Origin of the sequence: Streptomyces aurantiogriseus (assembly GCF_014649375.1) — a bacterium.
Lineage (GTDB): Bacteria > Actinomycetota > Actinomycetes > Streptomycetales > Streptomycetaceae > Streptomyces > Streptomyces aurantiogriseus.
Genome location: NZ_BMSX01000006.1, coordinates 383,989 through 403,702 on the forward strand (window position 1 = coordinate 383,989; position 19,714 = coordinate 403,702).

The 19,714-nt window shown below is 72.4% G+C and carries 17 protein-coding genes and 2 pseudogenes; 7 read left to right on the forward strand and 12 right to left on the reverse strand.

The features are described from left to right. Positions 1 to 16 precede the first annotated feature (16 nt). A complete protein-coding gene (locus IE263_RS16335; protein WP_189936947.1) occupies positions 17 to 2,830 on the reverse strand; it encodes a penicillin acylase family protein in 2,814 nt (937 codons plus the stop codon). Positions 2,831 to 3,072: 242 nt separating this feature from the next. Here IE263_RS16335 and IE263_RS16340 point away from each other — a divergent pair, with 242 nt between their 5' ends. Both IE263_RS16340 and IE263_RS16345 read left to right on the forward strand, forming a co-directional pair. Continuing rightward, positions 3,073 to 3,675 (forward strand): hypothetical protein, encoded by a 603-nt coding sequence (locus IE263_RS16340; protein ID WP_189936949.1) that lies wholly within the window; start codon positions 3,073 to 3,075, stop codon positions 3,673 to 3,675. 92 nt (positions 3,676 to 3,767) lie between these two features. Further along, positions 3,768 to 4,496 carry a 3-keto-5-aminohexanoate cleavage protein gene (locus IE263_RS16345; RefSeq protein WP_189936958.1) on the forward strand — a complete coding sequence of 243 codons (729 nt, stop codon included), beginning with the start codon at positions 3,768 to 3,770 and terminating at the stop codon, positions 4,494 to 4,496. On the opposite strand, the gene IE263_RS16350 is transcribed toward IE263_RS16345, so the two are convergent. Beyond that, a complete protein-coding gene (locus tag IE263_RS16350) occupies positions 4,442 to 5,176 on the reverse strand; it encodes a hypothetical protein (protein ID WP_189936960.1) in 735 nt (244 codons plus the stop codon). The genes IE263_RS16345 and IE263_RS16350 overlap by 55 nt on opposite strands. Before the next feature lie 149 nt (positions 5,177 to 5,325). On the opposite strand from IE263_RS16350, the gene IE263_RS16355 reads away from it, so the two are divergent. After that, the gene (locus IE263_RS16355; protein ID WP_189936962.1) at positions 5,326 to 6,393 is read left to right on the forward strand and encodes an RNA ligase (ATP); all 1,068 of its coding nucleotides are present in this window, start codon (positions 5,326 to 5,328) and stop codon (positions 6,391 to 6,393) included. Between the two features lie 616 nt (positions 6,394 to 7,009). Here IE263_RS16355 and soxR read toward each other — a convergent pair. After that, a complete protein-coding gene (soxR, locus tag IE263_RS16360) occupies positions 7,010 to 7,519 on the reverse strand; it encodes a redox-sensitive transcriptional activator SoxR (RefSeq protein ID WP_308430620.1) in 510 nt (169 codons plus the stop codon). 182 nt (positions 7,520 to 7,701) lie between these two features. Between soxR and IE263_RS16365 the strand changes: the two genes are divergently transcribed. Next, positions 7,702 to 8,163 (forward strand): MaoC family dehydratase, encoded by a 462-nt coding sequence (locus IE263_RS16365; RefSeq protein ID WP_189936966.1) that lies wholly within the window; start codon positions 7,702 to 7,704, stop codon positions 8,161 to 8,163. Positions 8,164 to 8,179: 16 nt separating this feature from the next. On the opposite strand, the gene IE263_RS16370 is transcribed toward IE263_RS16365, so the two are convergent. From IE263_RS16370 to IE263_RS16380, 3 genes are all read right to left on the reverse strand, one after another. Beyond that, complete coding sequence (locus tag IE263_RS16370) at positions 8,180 to 8,806, reverse strand: TetR/AcrR family transcriptional regulator (RefSeq protein ID WP_189936968.1); 627 nt, start codon at positions 8,804 to 8,806, stop codon at positions 8,180 to 8,182. A 72-nt stretch (positions 8,807 to 8,878) separates the two neighbouring features. Next, positions 8,879 to 9,166: a YiaA/YiaB family inner membrane protein gene (locus IE263_RS16375; protein WP_189936970.1), complete on the reverse strand. Its 288-nt coding sequence runs from the start codon at positions 9,164 to 9,166 to the stop codon at positions 8,879 to 8,881. Positions 9,167 to 9,241: 75 nt separating this feature from the next. After that, positions 9,242 to 10,429 carry an acyl-CoA dehydrogenase family protein gene (locus IE263_RS16380; RefSeq protein WP_189937024.1) on the reverse strand — a complete coding sequence of 396 codons (1,188 nt, stop codon included), beginning with the start codon at positions 10,427 to 10,429 and terminating at the stop codon, positions 9,242 to 9,244. 89 nt (positions 10,430 to 10,518) lie between these two features. Between IE263_RS16380 and IE263_RS16385 the strand changes: the two genes are divergently transcribed. The 3 genes from IE263_RS16385 (at position 10,519) to IE263_RS16395 (ending at position 12,950) form a co-directional block, all read left to right on the forward strand. Then, complete coding sequence (locus IE263_RS16385) at positions 10,519 to 11,160, forward strand: TetR/AcrR family transcriptional regulator (RefSeq protein ID WP_189936972.1); 642 nt, start codon at positions 10,519 to 10,521, stop codon at positions 11,158 to 11,160. A gap of 40 nt (positions 11,161 to 11,200) precedes the next feature. Further along, complete coding sequence (locus IE263_RS16390) at positions 11,201 to 11,923, forward strand: ArsR/SmtB family transcription factor (protein ID WP_189936974.1); 723 nt, start codon at positions 11,201 to 11,203, stop codon at positions 11,921 to 11,923. Between the two features lie 82 nt (positions 11,924 to 12,005). Continuing rightward, positions 12,006 to 12,950: a DMT family transporter gene (locus IE263_RS16395; RefSeq protein WP_189936976.1), complete on the forward strand. Its 945-nt coding sequence runs from the start codon at positions 12,006 to 12,008 to the stop codon at positions 12,948 to 12,950. Here the strand turns inward: IE263_RS16395 and IE263_RS16400 are convergent. From IE263_RS16400 to IE263_RS16425, 6 genes and pseudogenes are all read right to left on the reverse strand, one after another. Beyond that, a complete protein-coding gene (locus IE263_RS16400; RefSeq protein ID WP_189936978.1) occupies positions 12,942 to 14,264 on the reverse strand; it encodes an MFS transporter in 1,323 nt (440 codons plus the stop codon). The genes IE263_RS16395 and IE263_RS16400 overlap by 9 nt on opposite strands. 191 nt (positions 14,265 to 14,455) lie before the next feature. After that, the gene (locus IE263_RS16405; RefSeq protein WP_189936980.1) at positions 14,456 to 15,535 is read right to left on the reverse strand and encodes a Zn-dependent alcohol dehydrogenase; all 1,080 of its coding nucleotides are present in this window, start codon (positions 15,533 to 15,535) and stop codon (positions 14,456 to 14,458) included. A gap of 10 nt (positions 15,536 to 15,545) precedes the next feature. Beyond that, complete coding sequence (locus IE263_RS16410; RefSeq protein WP_189936982.1) at positions 15,546 to 16,934, reverse strand: aldehyde dehydrogenase family protein; 1,389 nt, start codon at positions 16,932 to 16,934, stop codon at positions 15,546 to 15,548. 117 nt (positions 16,935 to 17,051) lie between these two features. Then, a pseudogene (locus tag IE263_RS16415) lies at positions 17,052 to 17,462 on the reverse strand (sugar ABC transporter ATP-binding protein); the annotation flags it as partial. Positions 17,463 to 17,835: 373 nt separating this feature from the next. Then, positions 17,836 to 18,573, reverse strand: a pseudogene (locus IE263_RS50405) (class F sortase); the annotation flags it as partial. 839 nt (positions 18,574 to 19,412) lie between these two features. After that, positions 19,413 to 19,714 (reverse strand): hypothetical protein (locus IE263_RS16425; protein ID WP_229911007.1); only part of this gene is annotated, 302 nt, incomplete at its 5' end.

A 19,714-nucleotide genomic window follows, 5' to 3' on the forward strand; every position in this document is an offset into this window, starting at 1 on the left:
CCGCCGCGGCGCGGGCTCACCGGTGGGAGGTGAACTCCACCACCTGCTGGTAGGTGGGCCGGTTCTGCCAGCTGATGTTGGGGTGCTTGATGCCGCCGAGGGTGCGCTGGACGATCGAGTCGGCGCACCACTGGTTGCCCGCGGCGCACAGGTCGTCACCGGGGTAGACCTGGGCCGCGGTCCTGCCCGCCGCCTCCTTCAGCGTGCTGATCAGGATGTCCCGGCAGGCGCTGAGGCTGCCGCCGCCGCAGTACTTCTGCGCCAGCGGGCCCTGCACCGACTCCCCGAGCACCGCCCGGATGTCCTTGTCGACATAACTCCACCAGCCGTACTGGAAGGAGCTTCCGGCATGCGCCCCGGTCGGGCCGTGGGCGGACGACGGGGTCTCGTCGACAGGCAGGTTGCCGGTCATCGCGGTGTACAGCTCGGCGCCGAGGCCCGGTTCGAACTCGGCCTTCACCAGCAGTGGCCACCAGGCGTCCAGGATGCGGATCGCGTCGGCGTCGGCGTACGTCTTCGAACCGGCCGTGGTCTCCGTGCGCTTGCCGCCGGCCGTCAGCCAGGCCCGGAGCTTGCTCACGGCGGACGCCGCAGCGGTGTCGGTGACCGGGGAGCTGTTGATCACCTTCAGCAGGTCGGGCAGGACGTCCTCGGCGCGCAGGTCGGCGAGGGCCGCGTCCGCCATCGCCTTCACCAGCGAGGCACGGGTGACGCCGCCGGCCTGGACCAGCTTCTTCACCCGGGTCTCGAGGAGGTTGCCGCGGTGCACCGAGCCGTCACCCCAGGGCGCGGTCGTGTAGTCCTTGGCCTGCTTGTTGTTCCAGGAGATGTAGTAGTCCTGGTCGATGGAGTTGGGGTGCGCCGAGGCCGGCGTGTACTCGGCCGTGTTGGTGGTCGGGTCCCAGTTGCGCCACTCGTACGCCGGCTGCGCCCACACCGGGAACTCGGCGTCGACGCCGCTCGCGCGCACCGGGTTGTCGCCGCTGTTGTAGTACGCGGTGTGCTCGGAGTCGGCGTAGAACCAGTTGAAGGTGTAGTTGATGTGCTGCACCGCGCTCTGGAAGGTCTGCGGGCTCTTGACGTAGTCCGGGTCGTTCAGCATCTGGAAGCCGATGATGGAGTCGGCCTCGTGCAGGAAGGAGGAGCGCAGGGTGGTGTAGGCCACCTTCTTGCCGCCGACGGTCGCGCGGTGGGTGACGGGGCCGTACTCGGTGCGCCAGACGCGCATGGTGTACGAGCCGGCCGCGGTGCCGTCGGCCGTGGTCGGCTTCCAGGCGTTCTTCTGCTCGACCTTCTCCATCGCCGTGCAGGTGCCGCGGTACAGGTAGTGGTAGTCGTCCTGGCACAGCTCGACGGCGTAGGTGTCGATGATGTCCTGGCCCGAGGTGGTGGCACTCCACGAGTAGTCCTGGCCGCGGCCGAGCTCGACGTACATGCTCAGGCCGGCGAAGGAGGCGCCGCGGGCGCTGATGCCGGGGCCCTGGATCTCCTGGAGCAGGAGCAGCTGCGGGGCGAAGTAGCCGGTCTGCGGGCCGAAGACGGCGACCGGGTGGCCACTGGCGGTGTGGTCGCCGCTGACGACGAGGGCATTGGACATGCCGCGCTTGGCCGAGGTCAGGGCCGTCTTCGCCGCCGTGGTGGAGGCGGTCGTCGCGCCGGCGGTGGCCGCGCTGCCGGTGCGGTCGTAGACCAGCGGCTCCTCGACCACCGAGCCGGGGTCGGGCAGCGCCAGGCCCTGCGGGTTCTCGGGTTTGACGGCGTACGGGAAGCTCTTGCCGTCGTGGAGGGTCATGACGGCCTCGGGGTCGTTGCGCTCCCGGAAGGACTCCCAGACCTTGGTGCCCTGCTCGACGCCGTACTTCTCCTGCGCGGCCAGCAGCGAGACCGCGTTGTTGACCTCGCCGCCGCCCCCGGAGCCGAAGAGGGCACCGATGACCGAACCGAGGGCCACCAGGTCGGTGAGTTCGAAGTGGGCGATGGTTCCGGCGTTGGTGATTGAGTCCTTGTGGCCGGTCAGGACGTATTCACCGGGGAAGTAGCGGCCACTGTCGGAGGCGTCGATGTAGGCGTTGATGCCGTCGAGATAGGCGTTGGCGTCGGCCAGGGCCTGTTGCCCACGGGCGCCGTTGGTGGCGACGGCGTTGTCGATCTGGGCCTGGAGATCGGCCTCGGTGTACGGCGCGTTGCGCCAGAACTGTTGCTCCAGCCCCTGGTTGGAGGCCGCGCCGCCCGCGAAGGAGGTGAGTTGACCCCGGCCGACGTGCCGGAACACGTCCATGAGCCACAGCCGGTCCTCGGCTGCGGCATAACCGGCGCCGAACTCGGTGCCGTACCTGGTGGTACCGGTGATGTGCGGGACGCCCGTCTTCTTGTCGCGGACGATCGTGACGTCGCTGCGGCCGGCGGGCTTGACGGTGGAGGCGACTTGATCGGCAGGGACCCCGAACGACGCGTCGTTGAAGAACGTGTTGATCGTGGCGTTGGTGAGGGTGGAGTAGCCCTTGGCCAGGTTGGCGTAGGGGCCGAGTTGGTCCTCGGCGTGGGCGGGCTGGGTGCCGAAGGCCTGGTTGAGCAGGATCTGGGCGAGGGTGGCGTTGCCGTTCTGACCGGGCGGCAGGATGTCGGAACACTGGGTTCCGCAGTAGTCGTTCGCGGCGGTGACCTCGGCGGCCTCCGCTTGCCGGGAAAGCCCTGCTGCTGCCGCGGTGGGGGAAAGAGGCGCCAAAAGACCGGCCATCAAGGTGCATACGGATGCGGTCTTCAGGAACCCGGGGAATCTGCCGGGAGTTCTCAGTCTGGCGGGAGCGGTGCGAGGGGTTCGCCGTGGCATCGGCAGCTCCTGGTGACGGGGGTGGCCGAAAGGTTACCGCCGGTATCCCCGGGATTGAAGATGAACATGCGTCACTTTTGGGAGTCGCCTCATCCGGCTTATGGACGGCATCGGAAATCGGATGGAGCCGAGGGGAGCCGAATCGCGTGTCGATACGTCTATTCGGCGACGTCGTGCGAAGTCCGTGCGATGACGCCGAAGTGACCGAAGTACAGGTGCAGATGTGACGGAGGTGCAAGGCGATGGCCGGTTTCCGGAGTCTGGCGAGACAGGTGCGCGACCCGCGGTGCGATCTGGCACTGCGGCGGTACTCACTGCGCAAGTGCCTTGAGCGGTTCGCCCCTTACGGGCACAGGGCGACCTGGGACCATCTCTGCTCCCGGGCCGGGTTCGGTCCCGAGGACCGCTCCCCCGATCCGGCGCGGCTCGTGGCCGCGTTGGACGAGCTGGAGGAGGCGCGGGCGGTGTGGCTGGCCTATGAGGTCGAGTTCGCCGAGCGCCGCAAGAAGGAGAAGCACGACGGGCTGCGCAGGCCGGGCACAGTGGACGACTGGCACCGGCTGACCTGGGGCGGCTTCGGAGTGGCGTGGTGCGACGACCCGCGGGTCCATCCCCGTGAGCCGCTGGCCGAGGTACTGCGCCGGCTGATCGCCGCGCTGGAGCGCGAACCGGGCTCCTCCTGCCCGGTGTGCAGTGGCGAGCGGCTGGTGTGGAAGTACGACCTGGACCACGAGCCGTCGGCGGGTCCGGTCTGCGTGGACTGCGGCATACTCGTCCCGCGTCCCGTGCTCACGCCCGAGGCCCTGGCGTACGCCAGGCGCGGACGGCTGCTGGTGTCGGCCTGAGAGTACGACGGGGGTGCGCCGGGGATGCCGCACCCCCTGTTTCGCCGGGTTCGGCCGGACCGATTGTCGGTGGTGGGTGTCACCATCGGGGCATGGTGCAGGTCTGTCTGAACGGGACGCGGGGTGCCGCCGATGGCGCTGCGGTGCCGCTCTCGCCCGAAGCGTTGGCCCATGCCGCGGCCGAGGCCGTCGCCGCGGGGGCCACGGACATCCATGTCCATCCCAAGACGCCCTGCGGGCAGGACACGCTGTCGCCGCGGGTGGTCGCGGCGACCCTGGAGGCGATACGGGCGCGGGTGGCGGTGCCGGTCGGTGTCACCACGGGCGCCTGGGCCGAACCTGATCCCACGGCCCGCGTGGCGCGGGTGCGCGCGTGGACCGTTCTGCCCGATCACGCCTCGGTCAACTGGCATGAACCGGGCGCGGAGGAGCTCGCCGGTGCCCTGCTCGACCTCGGGGTGGGTGTGGAGGCGGGCATCTGGTCGGGGACGGACGGGGCCGCCCGTTTCTCCGTCTCGCCGTACGCGTCGAAAGTGCTGCGGGTGCTGGCGGAGGTGACAGACACGGAGGAGGAGAGCGCCGAGGGGGCGGCGCGGGCGTTGCTGACCGATCTCGGGCCGGCGCACGGACGGCCCGTGCTGCTGCACGGCGAGGGCGGCGGGGCGTGGCCCGTCCTGCGGTTGGCGGGACGGCTGGGGCTGGCGACCCGGATCGGCCTGGAGGACACACTGGTTCTGCCGGACGGGCGACGGGCGGTGTCCAACGCTCAGTTGGTGGCGGAGGCGCTGTCCCAGTACGGGTGCGCCCAGCGCTCGTCGTAGGGCAGGACGAGGAGTTCGGCGCGGGTGGCGAGGTCGTACTCGCCCGCGGCACGGAGGCGTGCGGCGCCGGGGCCGGAGAGCCAGGCGCGCAGGTCCGTGACGCCGGCGTCCATGGTGTCGCCGTACCACCAGGAGAAGGGTGAGAAGTCGGACAGCAGGTCGTAGAGCCAGACGTCGGCGCAGTGGGCGAGGTGCGCGTCGGCGACCGGGCCGGTGCCCCACCCCTCCAGGAACGGGGTCACCGTCCCGGCGATCGTGGCGCAGGTGTCGAAGATGTCGTCGATGCCGTACGGCGGCTCGGGCGTCGCGAGGGCGTCCTGCCACCAGGCGTGCAGGAACGCCTCGATCGCGGCGGCCTGCTCGACCGGCCACGAGCGCCAGTCCACCCCGGACAGCCCGTGAGGCCCGATACCGATCGTGCGCAGGGTGCCGTCGGCCATCGCGCGTGCGCCCTGCGGCAGCAGGCGCCGCATCACGGCCGCGTGGTCGTCGAAGTGGCCGGGCACCTCGAAGAGGTAGTACCGCACCACGTCCACGGGTATCCGTACGTCCGGCGTGCGCAGATACGCGGTCTCCTCGGGCGCGTGGCAGTAGCCGCAGCCGGTCTCGGCGGGGCTCGTGAAACCGTGGAAGACGGTGTCGATGTCGGCGAGGGCTGCGTCAAGAGCGGCGGAGGACATGGGGGTCGGTCCCGTCAGGACTCCGTGCGCGGCGATCTCGGCCGGCCGAAGATCGGCACGTTACCAGCCGCTAATCCGTTCGCTCCACCCCTTTCGGATACGGACAGTTGGAGGCGATGAAACGCACCTGAGGAACGTGAGGAGTCCCGATGTCCACGCTGCGCGTCACCGCCGAAGTGCTGACCGTCCATGAGCACCCCAATGCCGACGCCCTCGAACTGGCCCAGGTCGGCCTGTACCGGGCCGTCGTCGCCAAGGGCGCGTACCGCACCGGCGAGGCCGCGGTGTACATCCCGGAGCAGGCGGTGCTGCCGACCGGGCTGATCGAGGAGCTGGGGCTGACCGGGCGGCTGGCGGGCAGCAGGGCGGACCGGGTCAAGGCGGTGCGGCTGCGGGGTGAGCTGTCGCAGGGCATCGTGTGCCGGCCGAAGGAGCTGGCCGACGTCGACCTCGTGCGGGCGGCGGCGGAGGGGACCGACTTCGCGGAGCGGCTCGGCATCACCAAGTGGGTGCCGCCGATCCCGCCCACGATGAACGGGGACGTCGAGTCGGCGCCCGATCTGCTGCCGTGGGTCGACATCGAGAACATCCAGCGCTATCCCGGCATCTTCACGCCCGGCGAGCCGGTGGTGCTGACGGAGAAGCTGCACGGGTCGGCGTGCCTGCTCACGTATGTCGCCGACGAGGAGCGGGTGTACGTCTCCTCCAAGGGCTTCGGCGCGAAGTCGCTGGCGCTGAAGGAGGACCCACGGAACCTGTACTGGCGCGCCGTGCGGGGCCACGGCGTCGCCGAGGCGGCCGCCCGACTCGCCGAGCGGCTGGGCGCGCGGCGCGTGGGCATCTTCGGCGAGGTGTACGGCGCGGGCGTGCAGGACCTGACCTACGGCGCCGACGGGCGGCGGGACACCCTCGGGTACGCGGTGTTCGACGTGTCCACGGAGATCGAGGGTGCGGTGCGGTGGCTGGACGCGGCGGAGGTACTGGACGGTGAACTGCCGCTGGTGCCACGGCTCTTCGAGGGGCCGTACGACAGCGGGCGCGTGCTGGAGCTGGCGAGCGGCCGGGAGACGGTGTCCGGGCGGGAGCTGCATCTGCGGGAGGGCGTGGTGATACGGCCCGCCGTGGAGCGGTACAGCCCCGTGACCGGGGGGAGGGCGATCGCCAAGGCGGTGAGCGCGGCTTACCTGACGCGGAAGGGTGGGACGGAGTACGAGTAGGGGGCGGCGGGTGACTTGGTGTGGCGCGGGTCGGCTGGTCACCCTGGGTTCGGTGCAGCGGGTGTCACGTGGATTGATCGGTCACCCGGCGTTCGATACAGCGGGTGTCACGTCGCTTGATCGGTCACCCGGGGTCGGCGCCTGGGGGTGGGTCGCGCAGCCCGGCGCTGACGGGGTGCCGCCGCGCCCACCCGTGCCGCCCCAGGCGGCACGACTGCCCGCGGATCGACGAGGTGGCCGGGCACCGCACGCGCCCGCGGCCCGGTGGACAGCCCGGCGACGCGGATCGACGGGGCGGCCGCGCACCACGCACGCCCGGCCACGTGCACAGCTCGACGACACGGATCGACGAGGCGGCCGCGCACCACGCACGCCCGCGACCCGGCAGACAGCTCGACGACGCGGATCGACGAGGCGGCCGCGCACCACGCACGCCCGGCCACGTGCACAGCTCGGCGACGCGGATCGACGGGGCGGTCGGGCACCGCGCGCCCCCGTACAGCGGCACGTTCGGCGTGCCGCGTGGGTTCGTGGTTCGGTCGGAGGCCGGCGGCCCGGGCTGCGCGCTGTGCAGCGGGCAGCCGGGACGGGGGCCGCCGGGCGTTCTGCGTGGATCTCAGGAGTATCCGGCCGGGTTCTGCGGCTTGGCCTGGCGGGTTCGCCTCTCGTGTTGTCGCTCCACCAACAGCCGCGACCCCGACTGTCGTTCGCCGAAGACGTCGTCGGGGTTGGAGAGGACGCAGGTGTCGAGGGAGAGGCAGCCGCAGCCGATGCAGTCGGTCAGGTGCTCGCGGAGGCGGTTGAGTTGTTTGATGCGTTCTTCCAGTTCGGCGCGCCAGGTCTCGGAGAGGCGGGCCCAGTCCTCGCGGGTGGGGGTGCGTTCCTCGGGAAGCTCGGCGAGGGCCTCGCGGATCGTGGCGAGGGGGATGCCGACGCGCTGGGCGGCGCGGACGAAGGCGACGCGGCGGAGGGTGTCGCGGGAGTAGCGGCGCTGGTTGCCCGGGGTGCGGCGGCTGCTGATCAGGCCCTTGGACTCGTAGAAGTGCAGGGCGGAGACGGCGGCGCCGCTGCGGGCGGCGAGCTGGCCGACCGTGAGTTCGTGGATCTTCTCTGGGATCTGGGGCACCCCTCGAAGCCTACCCATCGGCCCAGCCGTACCCGATCGAGCCGGATCGACCTCCAGCCACCTCGATCGACCCGGAGCCACCTCGATCGACCTGGATCCGTTGACACGGAGCCCAGGCTTTACCATGCTAAGCAGTCGCTTAGAGTATGCCGAGTGCTTCGTGACGCGAGAGGGCCCCAGACATGGCAGAGCCGAGGATCTTCACGTCCGCCGACGACCTGAGGGCGGCAGTGGGCGAGCAGCTGGGCTACACGGACTGGCTGGAGATCGACCAGAAGCGGATCGACCTGTTCGCGGAGGCCACCGGTGACCACCAGTGGATCCACGTCGATCCGGAGAAGGCCGCCGCGGGGCCGTTCGGCACCACCATCGCGCACGGCTATCTGACGCTCTCGCTGCTGCCGCTCTTCGGGCCGCAGCTGATCTCGGTCGAGGGCGTGAAGATGGGCGTCAACTACGGGACGAACAAGGTGCGGTTCCCCGCCCCGGTTCCGGTCGGTTCACGGCTGCGTGCCACCGCGACGATCTCCGGCGTCGACGACGTCCCCGGCGGCGTTCAGGTCACCGTCGCCTTCACCGTGGAGCGCGAGGGCGGGGACAAGCCGGTGTGCGTGGCCGAATCCGTGTCCCGCTACTACCTCTGAGCGGTCCCCGCAGGGGCTACTTCGCCGCCCCCACCATCCGCAGCACAAGGTCGGCGTACAGCGCGCCGACCTCGTCGGGCGTGCGCGGCCCGTCCACGTTGAACCAGCGGGCCACGTCGATGCAGAGGGACAGCACGGCGAGGGTCGTGCCCTGCACGTCGAGGACGTCGAACTCGCCGCTCGCCACGCCCTCCTCGATGACCCCGCGCACCTCGGCGTCGACCTGCCGGCGCAGCGCGAGGATCTCGGCGCGGGCGTCCGGGCCGAGCGCCTCCAGTTCGTACTGGACGACTCGCGCGGTGGTGCGCCGCCCGGCGTGCCAGCGGACGAAGGAGCTCACGGCCTCGGCGAGCCGCTGCGTCGGGCTGCCCTCGCCGCTCGCGGCCGTGCGCAGGATGTCCAGCGCACGGTCGTGGCCGATCCGGCTGATGCGGTGGAGCAGTTCTTCCTTGGTCTTGTAGTGGATGTAGAGGGCGGCCGGGCTCATACCCGCACGGCTCGCGATGTCACGGGTCGTCGTCGCGTGGTAGCCACGCTCGGCGAAGGCCTCCACGGCGGCGACGAGCAGCCGCCGGGCCGCGTCAGGGGTGACCTCTTCCCACGGCTCGATCTCGCCGCCGGCCGTCTCCTGAGCCGTACTCATCGCTCGTTCGCCCCTCTCGGTACAGGAGCTACACCATACCGCTGAAGGTGAGCGCTCGCTTAGAGTGCCAGCTCAGATCTTCTCGAAGGGGTCGTGCTCCGCGAGGAGCTTCTCCAGGCGGGCCTGGTCGACCCGGCTCACGATCGCCCCCGCCTCCTGCCGGTCGCGGATCACCTTCGCCAGGGTGAAGGCGGAGGTGACGAGGTACAGGACCGCGATCGCCAGGAACGCCCGCACCCAGGCGTCGGTGTTCAGCTGGTAGATGCCTATGGCCGTGGCCGCCATGGCGACGGCGAAGGAGGCGACGGCCTGTCCGTAGAACGCGGCCGTGTTCTGCTGCTTGACCGGTGTGTCACTCATGGGGACATGCTCCGGCCGGCGTGGCCTGCGTCACATCCGTGCAGATACTCAGACAGGTACTCAGACGTCGCGTCCTCAGAACGCCGAGACCCCCGTCAGCGCCCGCCCGATCACCAGCTTCTGGATCTGGCTCGTGCCCTCGTAGAGGGTCATCACACGGGCGTCGCGCAGCAGCTTGCCCGCCGGGTACTCGTCGATGTAGCCGTAGCCGCCGAAGACCTGGAGAGCGTTGTTGGCGGCGCGGACGGCGGCCTCCGAGGCGAAGAGCTTGGCCTTGGAGGACTCGACGGCGAAGGGCAGCCCCCGGTCGATCAGGTCGGCGACCCGCCAGGTCAGCAGCCGGGCCGCGTCGACGTCGACCGCGATGTCGCTGATCAGCTCCTGGACGAGCTGATGATGGGCGATGGTCCTCCCGAACTGCTCGCGCTCCCCCGCGTACCGCACGGCCGCGTCCAGCGCGGCCTGGGCTATGCCGACGCAGCCGGCCGCGACCGACATCCGGCCCTTGGCCAGGGCCGACATGGCGACGGAGAAGCCCTTGCCCTCCTCACCGAGCAGCGCCGACGCGGGCACCCGCACGTCCTCCAGGACCAGCTCGGCGGTGGCCTGGCCGCGCAGCCCGAGCTTGCCGTGGAGGGTGCGACGGGTCAGGCCGGGGGTGTCGGTGGGGACCAGGAAGGCGGAGACGCCCTTGTGGCCCGGCGCGTCGGTGGAGCGGGCGAACAGCAGCACGACGTCGGCCCAGGTGCCGTTCGTGATGAACATCTTGGTGCCGTTGATGACGTAGTCTCCCCCGCTCTCGGCTCCGCTCGAGCGGGAGGTGCTCCCATCGTCGCGGACCGCGCGGGTGGTGAGGTTGCCCGCGTCGGAGCCGGTGCCCGGTTCGGTGAGGCCGAAGCAGCCGACGTACTCGCCGGCGGTGAGGCCCGGCAGCCAGCGCCGCTTCTGCTCCTCGCTCCCCCAGGCGGCGATCGTCTTGGCGACCAGGCCGAGGGAGACGGACACAATGCCGCGCACGGACGAGTCGCCGCGCCCCAGCTCCTCCGTGACCAGGCAGTACGCGAGGTGGTCGCCGCCCGAGCCGCCGTACTCCTCGTCGATCGTCAGCCCGAGGAAGCCGACCTCGCCGAGCTTCTTCACGATGGCCCGGTCGACCTCCTCGGCGCGGTCCCAGGCGACGGCATGGGGAACGATCTCGCGGTCCACGAAGTCCCGGGCGAGCTGCCGGACGGCGGTCTGCTCCTCGCTGAGCTCCAGGTTCATGCCGATCACCCCACTGCCAGTGGACATTGAAAGCCGTACATTTAAATTAGCACTGCTAGTTTCTGTTCGGCAGCCCTACTATGTGCGCCATGGCCCGACCGCGCAAGCCCTTGCTGAGCACCGACCGCATCGTCGACACGGCCCGGGCGCTCGTGGACGAGGAGGGTCTGGCGGCGGTCTCGACGCGGCGGCTCGCCGCCGAGCTCGGGGTGAGCGGGCCCTCGCTCTACAACCACTTCCGGACCAAGGACGAGATCCTGGAGGCCGTCGCCGACTCGGTGAGCGCGCAGGTCGACCTGTCGATGTTCGAGGACGGCCGGGACTGGCGGACCGCGCTGCACGACTGGGCCGTCTCCTACCGTGCCGCCCTGCGCGACCACCCGAACATCGTCCCGGTCCTCGCCCGTGGCCCCGGCCGGCGCCCGGCCGCGCTGCGGCTCGCGGACGCCGTCTACGGCGCGATGGTCGACGCCGGCTGGCCACCCGCGCAGGCCACCTCGATCGGCGCGCTGATGCGGTACTTCATCATGGGCTCCGCGCTCGGTTCGTTCGCCGGGGGCTTCGTGGGGGACGCGAGCGCGTACGACCCCGCCGACTATCCCCACCTCGGGCAGGCCCACCTGCTGGCCGAACAGCAGGAGAAGGTCGACGAGCGGGCCTTCGGGACGGGGCTCACGGCGCTGCTGGACGGGCTGGCGCAGCAGTACGAGCAGGTGAAGCGCACGGCATAGTTCGGCGGGCGCCGAACCGTCCGTGTCCCATGCTGGGGACATGACCACGAAGGACCCGCGGGCATCTCTGCTGGCCCGGCTGGCCGGGCTGATCGCCGACGAGACCCGGGCCGCCTGCCTGCTGGCGCTGCTCGACGGCCGGGCCTGGACCGCGAGCGAGCTGGCCCGGCACGCGGGCGTCGCCGCGTCCACGCTCAGCGAGCACCTCGGCAAGCTCGTCGTGGGCGGCCTGCTCACCGAGGAACGCCAGGGCCGACACCGGTACGTGCGGCTGGCCGACGCACGGGTCGCCCAGCTGCTGGAGGACCTGGCCGCCCAGGTCGCCCCGGACGACGTCGTACGGCCCCGCAGTCTGCGCGAGTCGAGCGCCGGCTCGGCGATGGCCCGTGGCCGCACCTGCTACGACCACCTCGCGGGGCGGCTCGGCATCACGGTCACCGACGCGCTGACCGCGCGCGGGCTGCTGCGGACGCCCGAAGAAGGGGTGGCCGGGTTCGCGTTGACGGACGCGGGGCTGCGGTGGTTCGCGGGTGTCGGCATCGCCCTCGACCGCAGGGGGCGCCGTCCGCTGGCCCGTGCCTGCCTCGACTGGACCGAGCGCCGGCCTCACCTCGCCGGTGCCGCGGGCGCGGCCCTGTGCCGGCACGCCCTCGACGCGGGGTGGTGCGTACGCATCGGCTCCGAGCGCGCGGTGAAGGTGACGGCGACGGGCGAGCGCGCGCTGGCCGAGCTGCTGGGCGTCGACGCGGCGGCGCTGCGGTGACCGGCGCCCGCCCACCCGGCGGCCCGAACCCCGTCCGAAATCCGCGAGCCCTCGTCCCCTTGGACTTCCTAGCCTCAGGAGCATGATGAACACCCCCCGTCGTACGGAACTGCTCGCCGCCGGTGCGGCCACCGTCACGGTCGTGCTGTGGGCGTCGGCCTTCGTCTCGATCCGCAGCGCCGGGACCGCGTACTCCCCGGGCGCGCTGGCACTCGGCCGGCTGCTGGCCGGGGCGCTGACGCTGGGGGTGATCTGTCTCGTACGGCGGGAAGGATGGCCGCCGCGGGCGGCGTGGCGCGGGATCGCCGTGTCGGGCGTGCTGTGGTTCGGCTTCTACATGGTGGCGCTCAACTGGGGTGAGCAGGAGGTGGATGCGGGGACGGCCGCCCTGGTCGTGAACATCGGGCCGCTGCTCATCGCGCTGCTCGGCGCGAGGTTCCTGGGTGACCGGCTGCCGCCGCGGCTGCTGGCCGGGATGGCGGTGTCGTTCGCGGGCGCGGTGACCGTGGGGTTGTCGATGTCGGGCGGGGGCGGGTCCTCGCTGCTCGGGGTGGTGCTGTGCCTGCTGGCCGCCGTCGGGTACGCCGGTGGGGTGGTGGCGCAGAAACCGGCGCTGGGGCGGGCGAGCGCGTTGCAGGTGACGACCTTCGGCTGCCTGGTGGGGGCGGTGGTGTGCCTGCCGTTCGCCGGGCAGTTGGTCCATCAGGCCGCCGACGCTCCGGTCCCGGCCACGCTCAACATGGTCTACCTGGGCGTCTTCCCGACCGCGCTGGCCTTCACCACCTGGGCGTACGCCCTGGCCCGGACGACCGCCGGCCGTATGGGCGCGACCACGTACGCCGTGCCCGCACTGGTCGTCCTGATGTCGTGGCTGGCGCTGGGCGAGGTGCCGGGGGCGCTCACACTGGCGGGTGGCGCGCTGTGTCTGGCGGGCGTCGCTGTGTCCCGGTCCCGGCGGCGGCCGCGGGCCGCGACCGCGGAGGACACTCCGGAGCCGCGGCCCGAGCAGACCTCGCGGTCAGCGTGAACGCGCCCGGCCCGCAAGGACCTTGATGGAGGCCAGGGCGATCACCGCGAGGACGATGATGTAGCCGGAGACGGCCATCGAGGTGCCCGTCGCCTCCAGGAGCAGCACCATCACGAAGGGCGCGAGCCCGCCGCCGCAGACGGCCGCGATCTGGTAGCCGAGGGAGGCGCCCGTGTACCGCATCTCGGGCGTGAACAACTCGGCGAACAGGGCGGCCTGCGGCCCGTACATGATGCTGAGGAAGCAGCTGGCGACGAACGTGCCGACCGCGAGCCACAGCAGCGAGCCGGTGTCGATCAGCAGGAACAGCGGTACGGCCCACAGGGCGATGCCGGCCGCGCCGACCGCGTAGATCCGGATGCGACCGATCTTGTCGGAGAGGGCGGCGGCGGCCGGGATCAGGATCAGCTGGGTGAGGCTGATGCAGAGCGAGACGGTGAGGACGGCGCTCTTCTTCATGCCGAGTTCGCGGGTCGTGTAGTCGAGCACGCCGGTGATGATGATGTAGAAGGTCGCGGTGTTCACGGCGAAGGAGCCGCCGGCGAGGAGCACCGTACCGAGGTGGCCCCGCAGGATCGTGCGCAGCGGGGAGGACTGCTCGCCCTTCTCCTTCTCGGCCAGCGCCTTCTCCGCCTCCCGGAATTCGGGGGTCTCCTCGACGCGCGTGTGGATGTACCAGGCGAGCGCGAGGACGAACAGGCCGACGAGGAACGGCACGCGCCAGCCCCAGGCCGCGAACGCGGAGTCGGTCGTGAATGCCCCGGCCAGCAGGAACACCGTGTTGGCGGTCACCACGCCGATGGGGACGCCGAGTTGGACGAAGCTGCCGTAGACACCGCGCTTGCCCTCGGGGGCGTACTCGGTGGCCATCAGCATCGCGCCGCCCCACTGGGCGCCGACGGCGATGCCCTGCATCACGCGGAAGGCGACCAGCAGGATCGGGGCGGCGACGCCGATGGTGTCGTACGTCGGCAGCAGGCCGATGCCCGTGGTGGCGACGCCCATGAGCGTGAGCGCGAGGACCAGCATCGGCTTGCGGCCGCGCTTGTCGCCGAGCTGACCGGCGACGATGCCGCCGAGCGGGCGGGCCAGGAAGCCGACGGCGAACGTGGCGAAGGAGGCGAGGACGCCTGCGGTGGGGCTGCCGGACGGGAAGTACAGGTCGCCGAGGACGAGGGCGGCGGCGATGCCGAAGACGAAGTAGTCGTACCACTCGACGGCCGAGGCGAGGGCCGCCGCGGTGGCGACCCGGCGGCGGTTGCCCACGGGGAGGGCGGTGGTGGGGAGGGGGTGAGCGGAGGGGGCTGTGTCCATGCGTGCACGCTCCGGTGGGTGCGGGGACGGAACAGGGGGGTGGCCCGGGTTCCGGGAACGTACTGACCGGACGGTATGGACGTCAACGGGTCGTACAGCAGGAGTTTTTGCCTGTGCTTGGCATCAACAGGGGTGCGGGCACGCCTCGGGCCCCGGCGTCGTACGAGGCCGGGGCGCGTGTCGGGCGGGCGCTAGAGGACTACCAGGGCCCTGCCGCCCTTCCCCGCGAGCATGTTCTCGAAGGCCGCCGGGATGCCCTCCAGGGCGATCCGTTCCGTCACCAGGGAGGCCAGGTCCAGGCGGCCCGCACGGATGTGCTCGGCGAGGACCGGGATGTCCTGCGCCGGGTTCGAGTTGCCGTAGACGCAGCCGGAGAGAGTCCTGCCCCAGTGGAAGATCTCCAGGGCGTTGAACGTGACCTGCTGGTCCTTGCCGCCGATGCCGACGACCGTGGTGCGGCCGCCGCGCCGGGTGGAGTCCCAGGCCGTGCGGATCGTCGTCGCGCGGCCCACGCACTCGACGGCCACGTCGACGCCCTGCCCGCCGGTCAGCCCCCTGACCTCACGGGCCGTGTTCTCGGATGCCACCACGAAGTCGGTGGCTCCGGCACCGCGCGCCAACTCCTCCTTCTCCGGGGAGACGTCGACCGCGACGATCGTCGAGGCGCCCGCGATCCGTGCCGACTGGAGGGCGGCGAGGCCCACTCCCCCGGCGCCGTACACGGCCACCGTCTCGCCCGCCCGGACCTGCGCCGCGTGATGGACGGCGCCGTAGCCGGTGAGGACCGCGCAGCCGAGGAGGGCGGCGTCGGCGAGGGGGATGCCCTCGGGGAGGGGGAGGACGCACGAGGCCTGGACGACCGTCTCCTCGGCGAACGCGGCCACGTTCAGGCCGGGGTGGAGGTCGGTGCCGTCGGCGGTGCGGGCATGGACGTCGGCGGATCCGTTGAGGGCGTTGACGCAGAGCCATACCTCGCCGAGCGCACAGGCGTGGCAACTGCCGCAGGACGGGGCCCAGTTGAGGACCACGCCGTCGCCGGGTGAGACGTGCGTGACGCCCTCGCCGACGGCCACGACCGTGCCGGAGCCCTCGTGGCCGAGGACGGCGGGGACCGGGACGCGCAAGGTGCCGTTGGACAGGGACAGGTCGGAGTGGCAGACGCCGGCGGCGGCGAGCCGGACCCGGACCTGACCGGGGCCGGGGTCGGGCAGGTCGATCTCGGTGATCTCCAGAGGAGCGCCCACGGCGGGCAGAACGGCGGCACGGACCACGGGAAGCTCCTCAGAACTGCAGGGACTTGGTCTGGAGGTACTCGGCGAGGCCGTGGGCTCCGAGTTCGCGGCCGACGCCCGACTGCTTGTACCCGCCGAAGGGCGCGAGCGGGTTGAAGCGGCCGCCGTTGATGTCGACCTGTCCGGTGTCCATACGGCGGGCGAAGGCCACCGCCTCCGCCTCCTCGCCCGCCCAGACGGCTCCGGCCAGGCCGTAGACCGTGCCGTTGGCGATGCGCAGGGCCTGCTCCTCGTCCTCGTAGCGCAGGATCGACAGGACCGGGCCGAAGATCTCCTCCTGGGCGATGGTCATCTCCGGGGTGACGTCGGCGAAGACCGTCGGGCTGACGAACCAGCCCCGCTCGCGCGGGGATGCGGGGCCGCCCGCGACCAGCCGCGCGCCCTCGGCCACGCCCTTCTCGATGTAACCGCGCACCCGTGCCTGCTGCTTGGCGCTGACGAGCGGGCCGATGCGGTCGCCGTACTTCGCGGCGGCGGCCGCGGCCAGCTCGACGGCCTCGTCGTAGCGGGAGGAGTGCACCAGCATCCGGGTCCAGGCGCTGCACGTCTGACCCGAGTTGGACATCACGTTGGCGACGCCGACGTTGACGGCCCGGGCGAGATCGGCGCTCGGGAGGATGACGTTGGCGGACTTGCCGCCGAGTTCCAGGGCCACCTTCTTGATCGCGGCGCCGGCCGTCGCGGCGATCTGCTTCCCCACGGCGGTGGAGCCGGTGAAGGAGACCAGGTCGACGCCCGGGTGCTCGGCGAGGGCCTGTCCGGCGACCGGGCCGAGGCCGGTGACGAGATTGAAGACGCCGGCCGGGAGGCCCGCCTCGTGGACCGCCTCCGCGAAGAGCTGGGCGGTGAGCGGGGTGTCCTCGGCGGGCTTCAGGACGACCGTGCAGCCCGCGGCGAGGGCCGGGGCGACCTTGGCGACGATCTGGTGGAGCGGGTAGTTCCAGGGCGTGATGGCACCGACCACGCCGATCGGCTCGTGGTACACGGTGGAGTTGCCGACCTTCTCCTCGAAGGAGTGGGTGGCGGCCAGTTCGGCGTAGGAGCCGGCGACCGCGATCGGGAGGGCGGCGTGAACCGCCTGGGAGAAGGGCAGCGGGGAGCCGAGTTCGGCGGTGACGGTCTCGGCGATCTCGTCCTTGCGGGCCACCAGCACGTCCCGGAGGGCGGTCAGGCGCGCGGCCCGCTCGCCCGGCGGGGTCGCGGCCCAGGCCGCGAGGGCGGCGCGGGCGGCCCGTACGGCGGCGTCGACGTCCTCGGCGCTGCCGGCCGGAACCTCGCCGATGACCTGCTCGTCCGCCGGGTTGACGACCTCGATCACGCCCTGGCCGGCGGCGGGGTGCCAGGCGCCGTCGAGATAGATGCCGTCGTGTGCCTTCATCGTGTTCCCTCCGGGCGGGCCTCGTCGTCCAGGCCCCAAACTAGCGCCGTTAGTTTTCGGGCACCAGGGGTGCTCTCCGTGCGACACCTCACCGTCCCATACGGGACGTCTAGGGCGTTATTCGTCCAGGTCCGGCATCCGGGCCGGTGCCGGGCAGATGCGGTCGCCGTGCCGGTCGACGACAAGAAGGTGGGCGAGGTCGACGAGGAGGGGGACCTGCAGGCCGTGGCGCAGGTCGAAGTCGGGAGCGGTGCGCACCACGAGGTCGCCGGGCAGCCGCCCCTCGGGGGACGCGACCGCGGGGCCCGGCTCCGGCGGCTCGTCCAGCACCACCACCGGCCCCGCCCGCAGACTGCCCGCCCTCCCCCGCAGCCGGTCGAGGACCCTGATCTCCCTGCGGCGGCGCCGGGGCGGCCGGGGCAGCGGCCGCGGCGCCTCCAGCTCCGGTACGACGGCGGGGCGCGAGCCGGTGTTGAAGTGGACGAGCGCCTCGTGGCCCTGGAACTCCACGTGTTCCACCAGCCCGGGATGTGTGTCTCGCCGGGGGGGGAGGGCGGACGGCCCGGTTCAGCCTTGCCCTGCTGGGCACGTGGCTTCGCCTGCAGCGGGGGTGCTACCGGTGCGCGCGGCTTCGCCTCCGGTGGCGTGCCGACCGGTGCGCGCGGCTTCGCCTGCGGCGGGGGTGCTACGGGTGCACATGGCTTCGCCTCCGGCAGGGGCCGCGGCTCCGGGCGGGCCGGTGGACGACCTGGGGTAGGCGGGCAGGGTCGGGGCGGGGACGCCTCGGGGGTCTGCGCGCCGGTGCGAGGCGGGCGGGGCGGCGGCTCGGCCGGAGGTTGCGCCGGGCTCGACCGGGCGCCTCGTCCAGGCGAGTTCACGCCGCGGCGGCGGGCGGCCCGGCTCAGCGGGCGGAGGTGCGCGGTTCGCGGATCTTCGTGAGGTGGGCGAAGACGACGAGGTTGCCCGTGTAGCCCTTCTTGCGGTCGAACGTTCCGCCGCAGGTGATGAGGCGGAGCTCGGGACGGCCCCGGGAGCCGTACACCTCACGGTCGGGGAAGTGCTCCTTCTCGTAGTTCTTGATGGCGTCGACGGTGTAGACGGCGACCCGTCCGTCGGCGCGGCGGACCTCCACCAGGCGGCCCGGCTTGAGTTCGGAGAGACCCCAGAAGACGGCCCTGTCCGTGTCGGTGTCGAGATGCCCGACGGCCACGGCGGTCCCCGGCTCGCCCGGGGTCGGCCCGTCGGCGTACCAGCCCACCAGGTTCGGGTCGTCCTCCGGGGGTGCGGGCAGCCGCCGCTCACTGTTGAGGCGGAGGTCCATGACGGGGGCGTCCACGTCGAGGTACGGGATGGCGAGGCGGGTGGCACGGGAACGTGGGAGGGGGTGGGAGGCGGCGGCCGTGGGGCCGGCCGGCGGATGAGGGTGTGCGGGGGTCGCGGGGCGGCCGGCGGAGGGGTGGCCCGAGGATCGCCCGGGGACGGCGGCGGCGTCGCCGTCCGGGCGGGGACGACCCTGCCGGACTCGCTGATCTGCCTGCCCCGGCCGATCTGTTTGCGCCGGCTGGGCTGCCGGCCCTGCCTGGGCTGCCGGCCCTGCCTGGCTTGCCGGTCCTGGCTGCGCTGCCTGCCCAGGCCGGCTGGCTGGCCCGGACCGGCCTGCCTGCTCGGACCGGCCTGCCTGCTCGGACCGGCCGACCGGCCCGGACTGGCCGGCTTGCCCCGACCGTCCCGTCCGCCCGGACCGGGCTCGTTCTCCCGGCGCGCTCGCTCGCCCCGGCTGTGGCGCCTCGGCGCCGTCCGGCCGGCCCGCCCGTCCCGGCCGCTGCGGATCGGCAGGGCCGGGCTCGTGGGACCGCTGCGGACCGGCACGGCCCCGCTCGTGGGACCGTGGTGGGTCGGCCCGGCCCGGAGTGCTGTCCGGCAGGGACGCCTCGTCCGACGGCCGCGAGGACTGCGTCCCCGACGAGTGCGCGCCCGATGCAACCCCGTCCGACGCCCTCGTACCCGCCCCCTGCGAACTTGGCCCCCGCTCCCCCTGTCGCGGCCCCCGAGCGTCGTCCGCCGCACCTGGCCCGCCCCCGGACGCCCCTCCGGCCGCCACTCCGCCGGCCTCCCCCGCCCTCACCGCGCCCGCCGGCCAGGCACCCGCACCGGCGGCCGACGAGTCCTCCGCGCTGTCGGCCGGCCAGGCCTCCCCGTCGACCACCCCCGAAGAACCCCCCGGCGCCGCCAGGACCGCTGCCGGGGAGGACGCCTCGTCCTGAGCCGACCAGACGCCGCCCGTCACCAGCACGGCAGCCAGGAGGACCGTCCGCGTCAGACGGAAGGCGCGCGTCCGAGACCAGGGCCTACGGGCACGCCCACCCGGCGTCCCACGAACAGCGCGCCCACCCCCCGTGAGGCGAACCGGGCGCTCGCCTGGCACCCGGCCGACAACCCCACCCCTCGCTCCTGAGCGAACCGCACGCCCACCCGTGGTCAGCCGAACGGCACGCTCACCCGGCGCCGCTCGAACAGCGCGCCCGCCCGGCGCCAGGCGAACCGAACGTGCACCCGGCGCGAGGCCATCCGCACCTCCCACCGCCGCCAGGCGAACCGCACGCCCACCCGCCGCAAAGCGCCCCAACCGCTCACCCCGGGCCCCGCGAACAGCACGATCCCCCGGCACCAGGCGATCCGAGCGCTCACCCGCCCCCCGCCCCACAACACCTCCCCCCGCCACCGAGCGAACCGCACGCCCACCCGCCGCAAAGCGCCCCAACCGCTCACCCCGGGCCCCG

Bases quoted from the DNA above. Each gene is read 5' to 3' on its own strand.
- IE263_RS16355 (WP_189936962.1), top strand. From the start codon at position 5,326: ATGTCCACGCTGCGCGTCACCGCCGAAGTGCTGACCGTCCATGAGCAC.
- IE263_RS16395 (WP_189936976.1), top strand. From the start codon at position 12,006: ATGATGAACACCCCCCGTCGTACGGAACTGCTCGCCGCCGGTGCGGCC.
- IE263_RS16380 (WP_189937024.1), bottom strand. From the start codon at position 10,429: ATGAACCTGGAGCTCAGCGAGGAGCAGACCGCCGTCCGGCAGCTCGCC.
- IE263_RS16340 (WP_189936949.1), top strand. From the start codon at position 3,073: ATGGCCGGTTTCCGGAGTCTGGCGAGACAGGTGCGCGACCCGCGGTGC.
- IE263_RS16385 (WP_189936972.1), top strand. From the start codon at position 10,519: ATGGCCCGACCGCGCAAGCCCTTGCTGAGCACCGACCGCATCGTCGAC.
- IE263_RS16350 (WP_189936960.1), bottom strand. From the start codon at position 5,176: ATGTCCTCCGCCGCTCTTGACGCAGCCCTCGCCGACATCGACACCGTC.
- IE263_RS16400 (WP_189936978.1), bottom strand. From the start codon at position 14,264: ATGGACACAGCCCCCTCCGCTCACCCCCTCCCCACCACCGCCCTCCCC.
- IE263_RS16375 (WP_189936970.1), bottom strand. From the start codon at position 9,166: ATGAGTGACACACCGGTCAAGCAGCAGAACACGGCCGCGTTCTACGGA.
- IE263_RS16335 (WP_189936947.1), bottom strand. From the start codon at position 2,830: ATGCCACGGCGAACCCCTCGCACCGCTCCCGCCAGACTGAGAACTCCC.
- IE263_RS16390 (WP_189936974.1), top strand. From the start codon at position 11,201: ATGACCACGAAGGACCCGCGGGCATCTCTGCTGGCCCGGCTGGCCGGG.
- IE263_RS16345 (WP_189936958.1), top strand. From the start codon at position 3,768: ATGGTGCAGGTCTGTCTGAACGGGACGCGGGGTGCCGCCGATGGCGCT.
- IE263_RS16365 (WP_189936966.1), top strand. From the start codon at position 7,702: ATGGCAGAGCCGAGGATCTTCACGTCCGCCGACGACCTGAGGGCGGCA.
- IE263_RS16410 (WP_189936982.1), bottom strand. From the start codon at position 16,934: ATGAAGGCACACGACGGCATCTATCTCGACGGCGCCTGGCACCCCGCC.
- IE263_RS16370 (WP_189936968.1), bottom strand. From the start codon at position 8,806: ATGAGTACGGCTCAGGAGACGGCCGGCGGCGAGATCGAGCCGTGGGAA.